Origin of the sequence: Fibrobacter sp. UWB7 (assembly GCF_900142945.1) — a bacterium.
In the GTDB taxonomy this organism is placed as follows: domain Bacteria; phylum Fibrobacterota; class Fibrobacteria; order Fibrobacterales; family Fibrobacteraceae; genus Fibrobacter.
In genome coordinates, this window is the sequence record NZ_FRCO01000003.1 from 275,482 (window position 1) to 292,313 (window position 16,832).

Annotated in this window: 10 protein-coding genes; 6 read left to right on the forward strand and 4 right to left on the reverse strand. The window is 49.4% G+C overall.

What is annotated here, in order from left to right; translation table 11 throughout:
* Nucleotides 1–47: 47 nt before the first annotated feature.
* The gene (locus BUC30_RS10895; protein WP_073424883.1) at nt 48–2,432 is read left to right on the forward strand and encodes a hybrid sensor histidine kinase/response regulator; all 2,385 of its coding nucleotides are present in this window, start codon (nt 48–50) and stop codon (nt 2,430–2,432) included.
* Between the two features lie 52 nt (nt 2,433–2,484).
* Here the strand turns inward: BUC30_RS10895 and BUC30_RS10900 are convergent, their stop codons facing one another.
* The gene (locus BUC30_RS10900) at nt 2,485–2,835 is read right to left on the reverse strand and encodes an Hpt domain-containing protein (RefSeq protein ID WP_073424884.1); all 351 of its coding nucleotides are present in this window, start codon (nt 2,833–2,835) and stop codon (nt 2,485–2,487) included.
* 9 nt (nt 2,836–2,844) lie between these two features.
* On the reverse strand, nt 2,845–4,371 hold the full coding sequence (locus BUC30_RS10905; protein ID WP_073424885.1) for an HD-GYP domain-containing protein: 1,527 nt from the start codon (nt 4,369–4,371) through the stop codon (nt 2,845–2,847).
* 284 nt (nt 4,372–4,655) lie between these two features.
* Here BUC30_RS10905 and BUC30_RS10910 point away from each other — a divergent pair, with 284 nt between their 5' ends.
* Both BUC30_RS10910 and BUC30_RS10915 read left to right on the forward strand, forming a co-directional pair.
* Nucleotides 4,656–6,863 carry an ATP-binding protein gene (locus tag BUC30_RS10910; RefSeq protein WP_073424886.1) on the forward strand — a complete coding sequence of 736 codons (2,208 nt, stop codon included), beginning with the start codon at nt 4,656–4,658 and terminating at the stop codon, nt 6,861–6,863.
* A gap of 144 nt (nt 6,864–7,007) precedes the next feature.
* Entirely contained in the window at nt 7,008–9,191 is a 2,184-nt protein-coding gene (locus tag BUC30_RS10915) for a glycosyl hydrolase family 8 (RefSeq protein ID WP_085491597.1), read from the forward strand.
* Nucleotides 9,192–9,331: 140 nt separating this feature from the next.
* Here BUC30_RS10915 and BUC30_RS10920 read toward each other — a convergent pair whose 3' ends face one another.
* Nucleotides 9,332–10,603, reverse strand: a complete 1,272-nt coding sequence (locus tag BUC30_RS10920) for a polysaccharide deacetylase family protein (protein WP_073424888.1) — start codon at nt 10,601–10,603, stop codon at nt 9,332–9,334.
* A gap of 113 nt (nt 10,604–10,716) precedes the next feature.
* Nucleotides 10,717–12,111: a sugar porter family MFS transporter gene (locus tag BUC30_RS10925; RefSeq protein WP_073424889.1), complete on the reverse strand. Its 1,395-nt coding sequence runs from the start codon at nt 12,109–12,111 to the stop codon at nt 10,717–10,719.
* Nucleotides 12,112–12,379: 268 nt separating this feature from the next.
* On the opposite strand from BUC30_RS10925, the gene BUC30_RS10930 reads away from it, so the two are divergent.
* From BUC30_RS10930 to BUC30_RS15905, 3 genes are all read left to right on the forward strand, one after another.
* On the forward strand, nt 12,380–13,189 hold the full coding sequence (locus BUC30_RS10930; protein WP_139260831.1) for a hypothetical protein: 810 nt from the start codon (nt 12,380–12,382) through the stop codon (nt 13,187–13,189).
* A gap of 239 nt (nt 13,190–13,428) precedes the next feature.
* On the forward strand, nt 13,429–16,611 hold the full coding sequence (ileS, locus tag BUC30_RS10935) for an isoleucine--tRNA ligase (protein WP_073424891.1): 3,183 nt from the start codon (nt 13,429–13,431) through the stop codon (nt 16,609–16,611).
* 11 nt (nt 16,612–16,622) lie between these two features.
* Complete coding sequence (locus BUC30_RS15905) at nt 16,623–16,802, forward strand: hypothetical protein (RefSeq protein WP_139260832.1); 180 nt, start codon at nt 16,623–16,625, stop codon at nt 16,800–16,802.
* The last annotated feature ends 30 nt before the right edge of the window (nt 16,803–16,832 follow it).

Genomic DNA, 16,832 nt, shown 5'->3' on the forward strand with positions numbered 1-16,832 from the left:
GAGACGCCCGTTGGAAGGGATATTCTTGTCGGAGGAGATACTAAATCATGGACTGTCTTGAATCGTCAGACTTGACTCATGCGATTCTGTCTAGTGCAGGCGTCGGCTTGTGGGTCATCGAAGTAGATGAAGGTCGCCCTCCACGAATGTATGCCGACAAGGCTCTTCTCCAAATTCTTGGATTCCCCGAAGAAACGCTCCCCGAAGACCTCTACAACTTGTGGTGCAATAACGTAGACCTTTCGTATTATGAGGCGTATGCCGAATTTGTAGAGCAGATGAATCGTGGTGAAATGTCCGAACTGGAATACGCCTGGAACCACCAGTCGCGCGGGGTCATATTCCTGCAAAATCACGGCAAGCGTAATGACGAGTACAAGCGGGGCGTTCGCCTTGAAGGCTGTTGCACCGACGTGACCGAACAGATTGAGTTCAAGATGCACTTGCGTGAACTCGACCAGTATTCCGATATTGCAAACACGCTTGGCGATGGTTTCGACAATATTTATTACGTCGATATCAATGACAATTCGTTCATTGAGTTTAACGCCCAAGGTGTCGTGAAGACTCTCGATGCCAAGAACTGTAGTGATTTTTTTGCGGGCTTTGAACAGGCTTTGGAAAAGGTTGTTTACAGGGAAGACTGGGAGGCTGTTCAGGAATTTATCGACAAGGAAAAACTGCTTCGCGATCTCGAAAATGATCGTGCCGTCTCGGTCTCTTTCCGTTTTTCGTTTGACGGGCGCCTGGTTTATTACCGCTTGAAGGCAACTCGAACTCCAGATTCCGAAAACCACATTGTCGTGACGCTTGAAAACGTCGATGAAGAGGAATCCGCCAAGGCGGAACGCAAGGCGATTGCCAACCGCGACATGGCGGTGATTTCTGGCCTGTCCGATGACTTTGGCTGCGTGGTGTACGTGGATTATGAAACGCTATCCGAGGTGCACTATCGCTTTGACCCGATGTTTGATGAGATGGTACCGGGTTGGTCCAAAATCAACAATTTCGGCAAACGTCTGGAAGTGCTTGTCGATACGGTAGTCCACCCGAGTGACCGTGAATCGTTCTGCGCTGCGACAGAACCTGCAAAAGTTCTCGACATGGTGGAACGGGAACACATGTACTTTGTCAACTTCAGGTTGCAGGTCGGTGGCGAAGATATTTACTACCAAATTAAATTCGTCAAGGACGAAAACTTCAAGAACCATGTGATTGCGGGTTTCCATAGCGTCGATGCCGAGACAAAACGCGAAATGGCGAATCTCGAAAAGGCGGAACTTGCGAACAAGGCAAAGAGTGCATTCCTCTTCAACATGTCGCACGACATCCGTACGCCGCTGAATGCGATGATTGGCTTTACCGATATGGCGGTCAAGAATATCGATGACAAGGCTAAAGCGCTTGATTGCCTCAATAAGTCTAAACTTTCGAGTGAGCATCTTTTGTCCTTAATCAACGACGTGCTGGACATGTCTCGCATTGAAAGTGGCAAGGTGGAACTGGATTTGAATCCGGTGAATTTGGGTGAAAATAGCGAAGATTATGTGCCGATGCTCCGTTCCCTTGCCGAAAAGAAAAACGTTCACTTTGATTTTGCACAACATGATATCCAGAATCGATACGTTTATGTCGACTTCTTGCGTTTGAATCAGGTGGTTATCAATGTTGTCTCGAATGCCGTGAAATATACGCCGTCGGGCGGTTCTGTGACGGTGGATATATCCCAGATTCCGTCGGAACGGGAAGGCTATGGACTGTACCAGATTGTCATCAAGGATACGGGAATCGGCATGAGTGCCGAATACCAGCAGCACCTTTTTGATGAATTCTCCCGTGAGCGGACATCTACAGTCAGTAAGCAGCAGGGAACAGGTCTTGGACTTGCGATTACCAAGCGCATTATCGATATGATGGAAGGCTCCATCGAAGTGGATAGCAAGGTAGGGGAAGGGTCCAAGTTTACTATCCGTATCCCGATGCGCATTCAGGAACATCCCGAAGACGTTGAACAGGTGCGCTTTGCGCATTCCGAGCAGGAAGCGGTTTCGTTCGAGGGCTTTAAGGTTCTAGTCGTCGAAGATAACGAACTGAATCTCGAAATTTCCAAAGATATCTTGGAAAGTGCTGGTGTTGTCGTGGAATCGGCAGAAGATGGTTCCATCGCAGTGGAACGATTAAAAGAAAAAGGTCCTGACTACTACGACTGCATTTTGATGGATATCCAGATGCCGGTAATGGACGGCTTTGAGGCGACGCGTACTATTCGCCAGATGTTCCCGGACAAGCGAATTCCGATTATTGCGCTTTCGGCAAATGCGTTTGATGAAGACCGTCGCAAGTCATTCGAAGCGGGCATGGATGGTCACTTGGCAAAGCCCATCGTCATCGCCCAACTCGAAGATGCGTTGAAGAAGTATCTCAAGAAATAGCTACTCCGTCATCCTGACGCTGAAAGCGGAAGGATCCAGTGAAGCTGAGTAATTAGGTCAATTGCTTGATTCCAGCCACTGCTGCAACGTAGTCTGCTTCGACTTTTTCGAGGAGTGCCTGAGAATTGGCGGTAAATGCTTCCGGACGCAGGTCTTCGGTGAGTGCGCTACTCGATGCGGAGAGCTTGTTCAGTCCGAGATTGGCGGCAACGCCTTTGAGCGTGTGTGCTGCGCGGAATGCCGTCTTGGCGTCGTTTCCGGCAAAGGCTGTCTTGAGTTCATTAAAGCTCGGGTCGTTCAAAAAAAGTCCCAAATACTTTGCAACGCGAGATTCCATGCGGAGTCTTTCAAGAACTTCGTCCAATGATTCACCGAGAGAGCTGTAAAATTCAGAGAGTGTCATAAATTTATCCTAACCTTGTTTTGAAATATCGATGTGTCCATAAACGGCAGATAAGACCGGAACATCATTCGCGCCTTTAGTCCAAATCTGAAGCGCCTTGACATTGCAGGGGGTGCTTTGACCGTCTATGTTGAATGTTTGCTTGATAAGGATTGGCTTATCTTTGGGTGTCGATTTGCGTCGTATAATTTTCCTGATCTTTTCGAGGTTTTCTGCGACGTCTTTGGCTTCTTCGTTTGGCTTGTATTCGTCGATAATTGTTCTTGGTAATCCAAGCTTTTGTGATGCCTTTGAAGAAAGCTTTATGACCGACGGGGTGAACGTGTATTCGAAAAGAATCCCGTTCAGTGAGTATTCAAAGAAGTGGCATTTCTTGCGTTCGTCAATTAACTGCCTGAACGCCTGATTGTAAATCGGATGATTTTGGTCGTTCATCATCGCATCGGCGATGTAGTAAAAGTCCTTGTCCGCTTGCTTGCTCCAGTCGAACGTCTGTAGCGCAGTCACAAGTCTGTCGGCGATGGCGTCGAGGCATTCAATCAGGATGGGGTTGAATACGCCGCATTCGTTGTTGTGGATCATCTCGAGTGCTTTTTCGTGCGTGAAGGCGTGCTTGTAGCAGCGCTCGCTCGTAAGAGCGTCGTACACGTCTGCGATGGAGACGATTTGTGCGGCTATAGGGATTTCGTCACCCTTGAGACCGTCTGGGTATCCGCGGCCGTCATAGCGTTCATGGTGCCAGCGGCAAATCTCGTAGGCGTACTTCATCAACGGTTCGTCTTTCCCGACCGGGACCGCGTTGAGCATCTGGGCACAGTTGACGGTGTGCGCCTTCATGATGTTGAACTCTTCGGGCGTGAGTTTGCCGGGCTTGTTCAAAATCTCGTCGGGAATCGTAATCTTTCCGATATCGTGCATGGAAGATGCCGTGCAGATAATCACGATATCGTTTTTATTGATTTGGTACTTGTTCGAACGGTGCAATAGTTCGCGCAAGAGCATTTCGGTGATGGTGTTGATGTGCAGCACGTGCATGCCGCTTTCGCCATTGCGGAATTCCACAATGTGGCTCAGCATAGTCACCATCATGCTGTTGTTGCGAGTCTTTTCGTAAATCTGGTTTAAGACGAGGTCCGAAAGGTTCTTTTGCTTTTGGTAGAGGCGGATGGTGTTGTTTACACGGTTCTTGAGGACCATCTCGTCGAACGGTCGTCCGATAAAATCGGTCACGCCGAGCATGTAGGCGCCTTCGATAAGCGCGTGTGCGGTTTCGCCAGAGATCATGATGACCGGGATTTCGTTAATCCAACCGTTCTTGTTCATGATGGCGAGCACTTCCATGCCGTCTTTTTCGGGCATCACCATGTCGAGGAGCACGAGTGAAATTTCGGAGGTCTTTTCTCGGAGGATCAGCAACGCTTCGTTGCCGTTTTCAGCTTCGATAATGTTGTATTTGTCACTGAGTACGTCCGATAACAGTGCCCTGTTCATGGCCACATCGTCAACAATCAGTATAAGAGGGCGTTTCACATCCATAACGCAATCCTTTGAAACCCAAATACAATACGTAATAAATGTATATAATTTTGAAAATCAAGTGTAAGAAAATTGTAACTTCGTTGAAAAAGTTGCTTGCCGTCACAACGCTCTTTTTGTGCTAATATGTTCAATATTGCCATTTTTATAAAAATTGTATATATATTGTAATATAATTATAATAAAATTTGGCTGGATGTTTGCTTATGCGCGTAACGCTCTTAAGTGTATTGTTTTTTCTGCTGGTTGGGGGGCAGATCTTTGCGAGTCCACAGACTGTTAAAGTGGGCTTTTTCGCTAATTCCGGCTATCATGAAATTTCTCCAAAGGGTGAAAAGGGCGGCTACGTATACGAGCTGCTCCGCTTGATGTCGCGCTATGCCGATTTGAATTTTGAATTTGTCGGCTACGATAAGACTTGGAACGACATGCTCAAGATGCTCGAAAGTAGCGATATTGACCTTGTAACATCGAATCAAAAGACTGAAAATCTAGGGGCGTTGTTTACCTGCTCTTTGCCTGTCGGACCCAATGATGATTGCATTCTCGTCCGCAAGTCCGATAAGGGTTTGCTTGACGAAATCAATTATGCGATTGGTCAAATGGATGATGAAAACCCAAGCTGGAGAAACCAACTTTATCTTAAATATTTTGATAAAGAACAAAATAATTCATCGGTGCTTAGCGAACGCGAACGGTTGTTTCTGAAGGCTTTGAAACAATCTAACAAGTTTTTGAAGGTTACTGTTCAAGATGCAAAATTCCCGTACGCCTATATGGATGGTGATGTCGCAAGAGGCGTCTTGATGGATCTCTTTGCTGAAATTGCAGGGCAATACGGCTTGAAGTATGAATTTGTTAAACCGTCAGAAAATGATGGCGATAATAGCGTTAAATTCAAGAAATTGCAGATAGTTCTTGATGCAACGTATGACATGGCGGGCGGTGACGATTGGTGGGTCTTTACGCCGGAATATTTGCGCGACCGGTTGTTTGACCATAACGACAGCTTGTTGCTTGGCTTGCGCATTGCCGTTCCAAGAGATGTCCCTCGTGAACTGGCTTCTGTCTTGACGAAGAGCATGCTGGCGATTTCTCCAAAGACTGTTCGTGCGAAAGTCATCAAGTATGCCGGTTTCCGGATGCCCAATTACTCGGGGGTGGAACACCAGTATTCTCAGATTATGGTTGTGTTTGGCGCTGTCTTTGGGATTCTTGGACTGATGTTGCTTAGCTCGCTTGTCTGGATTGCTTTTAGACGTCGCTTAAAAAATCGCCAAGATGAACTGGACTTCAAGTTGCGCGAGGCGAATGCCTATGCTGCTGAGGCTAAAGAGGCAAAATCTAAGTTCCTCCTCAACATGAGTCACGATATCCGTACACCGATGAATGCGATTATCGGTTATGCGGACCGTGCCGAGCGCCACCTTCAAAACCAGGTAGATGTCCAGGATGCCTTGCGGAAAATTCGCCTGTCGGGCGGTTTCTTGCTCCAGCTGATTGAAGAAGTGCTGGACATGGCGAAAATAGAGTCCGGGCAAGTGTCGCTCAAGGAACGCATGGTGAATCTTACCTCCTGCATGGACGAGCTTTGCGATGCCTGTGAACCCATGATGAAGCATAAGAATATCTCGTTTGTCAGGGACTTTTCGGCAATCAAGAATAACTTTGTCGTCGCCAATGTGAATAGCCTGCGCCAAATCCTGTACAATATTATTTCGAATGCGCAAAAGTTTACGACGTTTGGCGGGCGTGTCGTTTTTACCGTTGAAGAACTCCCGTGCCGTGTTAGTGGATTTGCGGTATTCAACTTTGAAATAAGTGATAACGGTCTTGGTATGTCCAAGGAATTTTTGGAACATATCTACGATGAATTTGCCCGTGAACAGTCTTCGACCCAAAGCGGAGTGCCGGGAACGGGGCTGGGCATGTCTATTGTAAAGCGCCTTGTCGATATGATGGGAGGTGAAATAGATGTCCAGAGTGAAATTGGCTTGGGAACAACAGTCCATGTGCGCACACAGTTCAAAATTGTAAGCGAAAGCGATGTTTCCCTGGAAAATGTAGAGACGTGTTCGCTTGAAAATGCCGAATTTTTAAAGGGCAAGCGTGTATTGCTCGTTGAAGATAACGAGTTCAACCGTGAAGTCGCGCAAGATTTTTTGCATGATGCCGAAATGGTTGTCGAATGTGCCGAAAATGGATTAGAGGCGGTGACGAAAGTTAGCGAGCAACCGGCGGGTTATTACGACTGCATTTTGATGGATGTGCAGATGCCTGTGATGGATGGATATGAGGCAGCGATGGCTATCCGTAAGCTTTATCCGAGTTCAAAGTTACCTATTGTCGCGCTTTCTGCGAATGCTTTTGAAGAAGACCGTCAGAAGTCGATGGCTTCGGGAATGGATGCTCATTTGGAGAAACCGTTTGTCGCGGCGAAGGTTCTCGGGACGATGAGCTCCTTAATGCAAAGAAAAGTTAACGTAAGTTGATGTATAGGAACACTTTAAGAACACTTTTTGTGTGATTTTACGCATTATGTCAATCCTTTTACAAAAGAAGGGTTGATTTTTTATATAGTATCAAACTATCTTTTAGCTTGGATGGGTGAAATCTTTTTTTTTAAAGGAATTCATATGAAGAATTTGGTAAAAGTTATGCTGGGCCTCGCAGCCGCAACTGCAGTGACAGCATCTGCTGCAGGAAACTTCCCGTTTCCGCAGAACACGAAGTATCCGCACGGCAAGATTATTGAATACGCCGATACGGACATGATCAAGTCCCACTATGCAAAGTGGAAACAGGCTTGGTACCAGGCTAGCAATGGTTATGTGCTCGCTCCGGAAGGAACGTGTTCTACCGTTTCTGAAGCTATTGCTTACGGTATGTTGATTACCGTCTATATGGATGATCAGGAAGTTTTCAAAAATCTTTATAAGACTTGGACAAGCAACAGTGTTGGTGCCAATGGTGGTATGAACTGGCGTATCGGATGCAGTGGCGGTACAGGTACTGCATCTGACGCTGACTTCGATGCTGCTCTCGCTCTCGTGATGGCTTCTAAGCAGTGGAATGATGCTTCTTACCTCACTGCCGGTAAGTCCCTCATTACCTGGATTGCTTCTAACGATATCGGCAGCAACAAGATTAAGCCGGGTAACCAGTGGAACGACGGTTTCAACCCGAGCTATACAACGACAGCCAACTTCCAGCTTTTCCAGGACGTTGCCGGTGGTTCTTGGTCTAGCGTCATCTCTCAGGCTTATACGGACTTGAACGCTTGCCAGGATTCCAAGACAGGTCTTGTTCCGGACTGGTGCGACTGGAACTCTCACAAGCCGATTTTGACGTCTGCAGCCGTTGCCAATGACATTGGTTTCTACGATGACGCAGCCCGTACGCCGTGGCGTATGGCATGGGCATATTACTGGTACGGTGATACCAAGGCTCAGGCTTTCAACAAGAAGATTGTGGACTGGCTCATTCCGGAAACCCGCACGGCTAGTGGCGTAAATTCTGGTTATAAGTACACTGGTGGCATCTTCATGGCTGACAAGAGCGACGAACGTAACTTTGTTTCTTCTACGTTCTCCGGCGGTCTCGGCCTTGCAACGTCTTCTATCGATAGCAAGGAAGCTGAAACCTATCTCGGTACGGTTTACAAGGTCCTTAAGGAAAAGGAAAGCTGCACTACCGCCCAGGGTTGCGGTGAAGGTTCTGTCGCTGGTGAAAAGTACTATCCGGCTACTTTGAACATGCTCTACCTCCTCCTCGTGACGGGTAACATGCCGAACTTCTATAACATGACTGGCTTTACCGCCTTCACTCCGGATCCGTCCAAGGCTCCGTCCATCAAGGAAGGCGATGGTGAACACTTGGCATTTGGTGATACGACTGTTGGTGTTTCTGGCCTCTGGAACTGGGGTGCATACCACGACAAGCTCGGTATCGGTACCAAGATGGTCCCGGATTCTGGTGACTCTCCGCTTTACAAGTTGGATGATGGTTCTATCATTGCCCGCGCTTCTATGGAAATCGGTCCGGAACCGGAATGGACTCCGGAAGCTGCCGCTGCTGGTACCCTCAAGTATCCGTCTGCTGGTATCGCCGTTTCCTTCAAGAAGGATGACTGCAAGAAGGACAAGAGCTGCGGTGTGGACTTCTCTGCTCTCGGCATTAAGTACATCCGCGTGACGGCTAAGTCTACTGGCCCGATCCGCATGGCTATTCTCAATACCATTACTGACGAAAACGAAGAAAAGAAGGTCGAAAACGCTGGTGCTGGTTCTGAACCGGGTGTCTATGTTGACAACACCGAAGACTACAAGGAAGTGACCTATGATATGACCCCGAGCGATTACGGTTTCGTTGGCTTGGGTGGCAAGAGTGAAATTACCATTCTTGACTGGGTCAGCAGAAACAATGCTCCGGAAGGCGCTCAGATCCTCAAGGCTATCAAGGGCCTCAAGTGGGAAGTCAAGGATGCTAAGGGTGGCATTGGTGAAATCTCCATCAAGGCTGTCGAATTCCTCGATGGTTCTAAGCAGGCTATTGATCCGGTCAAGCTCACTGGCGTGGAAATCAAGCCGGTCAGCCTCTACAAGGTCTCCATGATGCCGACCTTCAGTGTCCGTGCAAACGGCATGAAGCTCGAAATCAACGGTGCTAAGGCTGGTAGCGTGTTCGCTGTCTACAACATGCAGGGCAAGGCAATTGCTGGTGGCATGCTGATGAGCAGCAGCTTGACCGTTAACGTTCCGGCTACGGGTTCCTACATCGTTCGCGTGGGTTCTGAAATGAACCGCGTCAACGTCAAGTAATCCGCAACGTTACAAAGCGAATTTGCAAAAAAACCGAGGCGAAAGCCCCGGTTTTTTTTGATGTCATCCCGGCCTGTCATCCTGAGGGCTTAAGCCCGAAGGATCCAGTTATTTCTTGTATTTTCGTTAGGTCAAGAAGGCTATCGATGAACTTTTTTGATTAAAGGCATTTGACTGGCCGCTTCGGCGCGGATGATGTACGTGCCTTTTGGAAATTTTGCAGGCACTTCAAAGCCGTTGACGTTCCCAAGAGCATTTCCGTTCAAGTCGAAGAGTGTGTACTTTGTGTAGTTTTGAGAACCTGCGAGTGGGCGTTTTGCTACGCTCGGAAGTGACGTTTCCGAATCGGGATTCTCGCCAGGCTTTGGCTTTCGAACCTTGAGGCTTTTTTCCGTGAATTCGATAACGTAGCTGCCGTCGCTTTCGCGCTTGATGGCTTTGCCGCCCTGTTCTACGATTGCATTTTCGCCAACGCTTTGAGTGTCGATGTTTACTCGGAGCGGAATGCTTGCGGGCATGTACTCGCTAGGAATTTCCCATTCTACAGTAAAACCATCGTCTGTTGCGGTTTCTTTGGCTGCATCGACGATAAAGTGGGCGCGGTAATAGGCGCCTACGGTGCCAAACGGTGCGACCCAAAGCTTGTTTTCGATAGCGTGCTTGAATTGCTTTTCGATATCCGCAGGGTCGATGGCGTAATCGTCGCCCTGGTCGTCAGTGACGCCATGGTTCAAGACTACGAGCCAAGAACCGCCTTTCACTTGAACGTCCCACGGGTTCGCGCCTTCGAAGTTGCCGATGAAAGCCGCCGTGTCGAGCGACGAAAGCATCTCGTCTACGGTGGCGCCTGAGCGCGTCCAGATTTTTGCTCTGAGGCTTAACCAGTCCGGTTCGGTATCCCATTCGTTGCGCCCATGCCAACCGCAGTCGCGGTTGATGAAATGGTGCTTGGCAATGATGCTTTTGATATTGTCATTGTTTTCGCAGAAAGGAGTGGCAAATGAAATCACGCGTATGTTTGCTCCGTTGTCCGCGAGCGTCTTTTCGATGTTTTCGGCAAACTGGATGATTTCTTTTTCCAATTCGCTGTTGTCGCTAATCGAAGTCAGGTGCCCGTGCGATTCGGTATGGTTGCCCATTTCGTGACCACTGTTTGCGAGCGCTGCATAACCGTCAGCCTGTTGCCTATAGCCGCTCCCCATGCTTGTGAGGAAAAACGTGACGTGCACGTCGGGCAGTTTGTCAAGCACAGGCTTTAGATTTTCGATTTGATTTTCGAGAGCGTCATCGAAAGTGAAACTTACGGCTCCGACATGGCCGTTCCAAGGAATGGTTTTGATGGGGTTTGCCATGGCAATGCCTGCGAGTCCGAACGCGAGTCCAGAAGTGAGTGCTAATGTTTTGTAATTCATAATCCTAGTCCAACAACAATTTAAATACCCAATAAAAATTAAAATAGTTATATAAGGAAAGGTCCCGGAAAATCCGAGACCTTCGATGGGCTGATTTATAGCAAATCTTGTGATTACATGGCTTCGAGTTTCTTGCCCTTGGTTTCGTTCACCAGCTTGGCGACTAACACAAAGCTTATTGCTGCGAAGGTCGTGTAAATCAAGTAGGTCGGGCCGATGCCGATGCCGTCCTTGCCGACGAGAACCGGGAAAGACCAGCTGACCAAGAAGTTTGCACCCCACTGGGCAAGGCCGCATATTGCGATTGCCACGGCACGAATGCGGTTGTTGAACATTTCGCCAAGCATCACCCACATCACCGGACCCCAAGTAGCGGCGAAGAAAGCCACGTAGAAGTTTGCGGCGAGGAGGGCGAAAATACCGCTATTGCCTGTGAGGTTACCGCTAGCGTCGGAACCGAAGAGGAAGCAGCACGCGAGAATGCCGAGCGTAACGGTCATGCCTGCAGAACCGATGAGCAAAAGCGGCTTACGACCAATCTTATCGATAAGGAGAATAGCAGCGATAGTCATGGTCAAGTTGATGGCACTGGAAATCACGCTCGTAAGGAATGCATCGCTTTCACCGAAACCGACACTCTGCCAAAGCATGGAACCATAGTAGAAGATCACGTTAATACCCACGAGCTGCTGGAGAATGGCGATACTGAGACCAGCCCAGACAATCGGAGCGACGCGCTTTTTGCCAGCGACCGTTTCGAGGAGGTCAGAAAGCTTGGCCGGCTTGTGAGTCTTGAAGGAGTCTTCGATTTCCTGAGCCTTTTCCTTGATGCCGACGGATGCAATCATCGAAAGCACTTTCTGAGCTTCTTCCATGCGACCCTTGCTCACGAGGAAACGCGGGGATTCCGGGAGCTGCCAGGCGGCGACACCGTAGAGGAAAGCCGGGATAGCTTCGACCCAGAACATCACCTTCCAGGATTCAATGCCCATAATCAAGTTGCTTGCGGAACCCGAAATGCGGACAATGATGTAGTTCGAAAGCAGTGCCACGAAAATACCGATAACGATAGCGAACTGCTGCATGGAACCTAGTCGCCCACGCAAGTGCGCCGGTGAAGTTTCGGCAATGTAAATCGGGGCGATGATGGATGCCACACCGATACCGATACCGCCGATCACGCGCCAAGCGATGAAATCGTAGATGGTAAAGGGGAGACCAGAACCGATTGCACTGATAAAGAAAAGGACGGCGGCTGCAAGCATGCAACGCACACGTCCGAACTTATCGGCCAGACGGCCGGCGAAATATGCACCGATGGCAGCGCCGATCAATGCGAGAGAAACCGCAAGACCAAGCTGCATATCGTTACAGTTGAAATAGCCCTTGAGGGCCACGTTGGCTCCGTTAATCACGGATGAGTCAAAGCCGAAAAGGAACCCTCCGATGGCGGCGGAAAGGGTTATCATAACGACGTGTCCAACTTTATAATTGTCTTCTACTGCCATTTTCGTACCTCTGTTTTTGATTTTTTCAAATGGATTAGCCGCTAATATAGCTATCAAGAAATTGTAAATTCAAGGTTTACAATAAATCTCGATAGTCCAAAAAGGACTAACGGTTTTCTTACATAAGTCGAAAGTTGTGGCTTCACTGCTCCCGTCCTATTTATTAATAGATATATATAATTTTCTTACAGTGGGCGAATTTTCTTGCGAATTTTGTGAATTTATTTTTGGTAAATTAGTTTAAGTTGGAATACTCTTTGGAGGTAATATGTTCTTTTCTTTTGTTAAAAGATGGTGTGCCTGCTCCGTTTTTCTTTGTTTGTCTGCATTGGCTTTTTCGGGGTGTGCGGTGACCTCGTCGGGGAACATGTTGGGCGATGCGGCTGTTCTCAAGTATTCGTCAGATCAGAAAAAATTTCGCTTTATCGAGGCGAGTGGAATTTTCGCGGGCGATGAAAATAGAGAAATTTCGTCCCCGCATACAACAAGCTCTGTTGGTGGTGGGGCTTTCAATGGAAGGGTAGAATTGCTTTCGTTTGATTACTCGCTTGCAGGGCAAAAGGGCGGATTGTTTTTGTCTGTTCCATTTTCAATTCCGATGGATATTGGGGTGCGCCCGAGTGTTGTGCAATGGATTGGCCCTGCATATTTAGGGGCGGGAGTCTCTTTTGTGGGTGGCTATTATTCCAATGAACAAAAAGAAAATTATGAACCTAATGTGAAAAATCCGACGGGACGTTTTGACGGTTTTATTCTGTACAATGTTGGCGGCGGTGCGATGTTTGATCTCGGTGAAGTATTTTCTTTGGGTGCCTACGTCAATTATGAACGATTGGCTTTTAATAGCGGTGGTTCTACAGTAAAGAACTATGGAATCTATATAGATGTTTTGGGTTCTTCGCATGAGAAAGAAAATTATCCAGGGTATGCTCATCGTGTGAATGTGCTGACGATTGGAATCAGTGCATTTTGGAAAAAGAAACATCCTTGGGGATTGTATTTCGAATATGCACCTGAAGAAATCCCGTTAAATGACAAACGTGGTAAGCTTCAGGCTGGCTGGATTTTCTTGTATTGATTTGATAATAGAGGGGGAATTTGCTAATTGGCGCTCCTTCGGAGCGCATTTAGTTCGGCTCGGCAATGTCAAAACAACTAGTTGTTTTGCCGCTGCACTCGCCTTTGACACTCTTTGAGTGTCTTTTGCTAGGCTCGGAAATGGGCCTGTAAACAGTCCCGCTTCACTCGCCTTACGCAAAAGTTTCTAAATTTACCCCCGAAAATTTAATGTGGGGTGTTTGCCCCTGAGGTTCAATCATGTTTCGTGAAGTAAAGAAAGAAGAGACCTTCCCGCAGATTGAAGAGCGCGTGCTCGGATTGTGGGACAAGGACGAAAGTTTCAAGAAGTCGCTTGACAGCCGTCCGGAAACCGAACCGTATACTTTCTACGATGGCCCTCCGTTTGCAACGGGCCTTCCGCACTACGGTCACTTGCTTGCCGGTACCATCAAGGACATCGTTCCGCGTTACTGGACCATGAAGGGCAAGAAGGTTCCGCGCGGTTTCGGTTGGGACTGCCACGGCCTTCCGATTGAATCTCTTGTGCAGAACGAACTCGGTCTCGCGGGCGTTGCCGAAATCCAGAAGCTTGGCGTCGACAAGTTCAACGAAACTTGCCGCGGCAAGGTGCTCAAGTACACGAGCGAATGGAAGAAGACTGTGCGCCGCATGGGCCGCTGGGTCGACTTCGACAAGGGCTACAAGACCATGGACAAAAACTTCATGGAATCTGTGTGGTGGGTGTTCAAGCAGTGCTTTGACAAGGGCCTCATCTACCAGGGCTACCGCATCCAGCCGTACAGCCCGGCTCTCGCCACTCCGCTTTCGAACTTCGAAACGAACCAGGGCTATAAGGACCGTCAGGACCCGTCTCTGACGCTCATCTTCCCGCTCAACACGGACGAAGCCAAGTTCAAGGACACGAGCATCCTCGTGTGGACGACGACTCCGTGGACACTTTATTCCAACTTCTGCATTGTTGTGGGTCCGGATATGGACTACAACCTTGTGGAACAGGACGGCAAGAAGTACTGGATTGCCGCAAGCCGCACCGCCGCCTACTTCAAGAACCCGAACATCGTGGATACCTGCAAGGGCTCTGAACTCGTGGGCAAGGACTACGAGCCGCTCTCCCGCATTTCCGATGCGTTCGTGACGCCGGACCAGCTGTCCCGCCACTACAAGATTTACCCCGCCGACTACGTGAGTACCGAAGATGGTACTGGCGCCGTGCATACCGCTCCCTCCTTCGGTGAAGAAGACTTCCAGAAGGGTGCTGAACTCGACCTCGGCCTTTTCGACCCGCTCGATACCGAAGGCAAGTTCACCGACAAGGTCCCGATGTGGAAAGGTCTCGGTGCGAAGGAAGCCGACAAGGAAATTATCCGCTACTTCAAGGAACAGGGCCGCGTGTTCAAGCAGGACGTGATTGTCCACAGCTACCCGCACTGCTGGCGTACCGGCGTTCCTCTGATTTACCGCGCCCTCAAGACTTGGTTCTTGAAGATTGACGCCCCTGTCACGAGCAAGGACGGCGTGACCAAGACCCTGAAGGAATGGATGGTCGAAAACAACCAGACCGTGAACTGGGTCCCGGACCATATCAAGAATGGCCGTTTCGGCAAGTGGCTCGAAGGTGCCCGCGACTGGAACCTTTCCCGTAACCGTTTCTGGGGTACGCCGATTCCGGTGTGGCTCAGCGACGACGGCGACATGATTGCTGTCGGTTCCATCGAAGAACTCCAGCAGCTCACTGGCGTGAAGCTCGATGACTTGCACAAGCACTTTGTGGACAAGCTCACGATTGAAAAGAACGGCAAGGTTTACCGCCGCACGCCGGAAGTGTTCGACTGCTGGTTCGAATCCGGCTCCATGCCGTATGCCAGCCGCCATTACCCGTTCGAAAACAAGGAACTCGTGGAACGCAGCTTCCCGGCCGACTTCATTGCCGAAGGTCTCGACCAGACTCGTGGTTGGTTCTACACGCTGACGGTGCTTTCGAACGCTCTGTTCCAGAAGCCTGCATTCAAGAACGTGATTGTGAACGGTATTATCTTGGCCGAAGACGGTTCCAAGATGAGTAAGTCCAAGCGCAACTATCCGGATCCGAACGACCTCATCGAACGCACGGGTGCTGACGCTATTCGCTTGTTCATGATCAACTCTGCTGCCCTCAAGGCCGAAGACCTCCGCTTCAGCGAAGAAGGCGTGAAGGGCATCGTGAAGCAGGTGATGCTCCCGCTCTGGAACGCTGTCGCATTCTTTGTCTCGAACCATAACGCCGATGCCGCCAAGGGTCAGCTCACGTGGAAGCCGGGTCAGGAAGTGAAGAGCGACAACGAACTTGACCGCTGGATGCTTGCTACCTTGCAGGATTTGGCCGCCAAGGTCGAAGTGGAAATGAAGGCTTACCGCCTGTACAACGTGGTGCCCGCCGTGATTGCCGCGGTCGATGACCTCACGAACTGGTACGTGCGCCGCAGCCGTCGCCGTTTCTGGAAGTCTGAAAACGATGGCGACAAGAACGCCGCCTATGCTACCATGTACAAGGTGCTCGTAGACTTCTCCAAGATTCTCGCTCCGTTCCTCCCGCTCCTCGCCGAAGAAATCTACCAGATTCTCGTTCGCGAAGTCGATGCTAATGCTCCGGTGAGCGTGCACCTCTGCGAATTCCCGAGTGCTGACAAGTCCCTCATGGATGAAAAGCTCGTGGAACGCATCGCCATGGTGCGTGGCATGGTTGAAATGGGCCGCGTGATTCGTGCAACGAACAACGTAAAGAACCGTATGCCGATTGCTAGCATGACGGTCGTTGCTCACGGCAACGAAGAAAAGAATGTTGCTGAAACGATGAAGGACTTGATCCTCGAAGAACTCAACGTTCGCGAAATGAAGTTCCTCGAAGACGAAACCAAGCTCGTGAAGCTTTCTGCTAAGCCGAACTTCCTCGCTATCAAGGCTAAGGGTCCGGATTACGCAAAGAACATGAAGGTGATTTCCGCTAAGCTCAACAGCCTTACGGTTGATGAAATCAAGGCTCTCCAGGCTGGCGAGACGATCAAGTTCGAATTTGGTGAAGTTGGTGCTGACTGCTTGATGCTCAACCGCATTGTTGCTGACGGCATGGCTGTGGAAGCCAACCAGCACTTCACTGTGGCTCTGGATCTCAAGATTACGGACGAACTCCGCCGCGCCTGTGTGGCCCGCGAACTCGTGAACCGCATCCAGAACCGCCGTAAGGACCAGAACTTTGCAATCTCTGACCGTATCAGCATTGAACTTTATTCTGAAAGCGAAGTGCTGAAGCAGGCTGTGAAGGAAAACGAATCTTACATCAAGGGCGAGACACAAGCTAACGCTATCGTGTGGAAGGATTCTACTGCTGGTTTGCAGGAATCTGATGCAGATGGCGAAAAGGTCTTCGTCGAAGCTGTGAGATAAGTACATCGCAGGTGACAACCTTGCAAGGCGAGAGCAGCGGCCACGCTTGCGTGGACATTGCCGAGCCGAAGAGTTTGGGCACGAAGTGCCAAACGCAAGCTGTCGCCATCAAGTGGGCTGCCGCTGCCGATGGCCTCGAAGCAAACGACGCCGATGGGGAAGCTTTCAGCTTCATGACGGTTAAGGCGTAATTGTCATCCCCACGAAGGCGGGGATTTCCC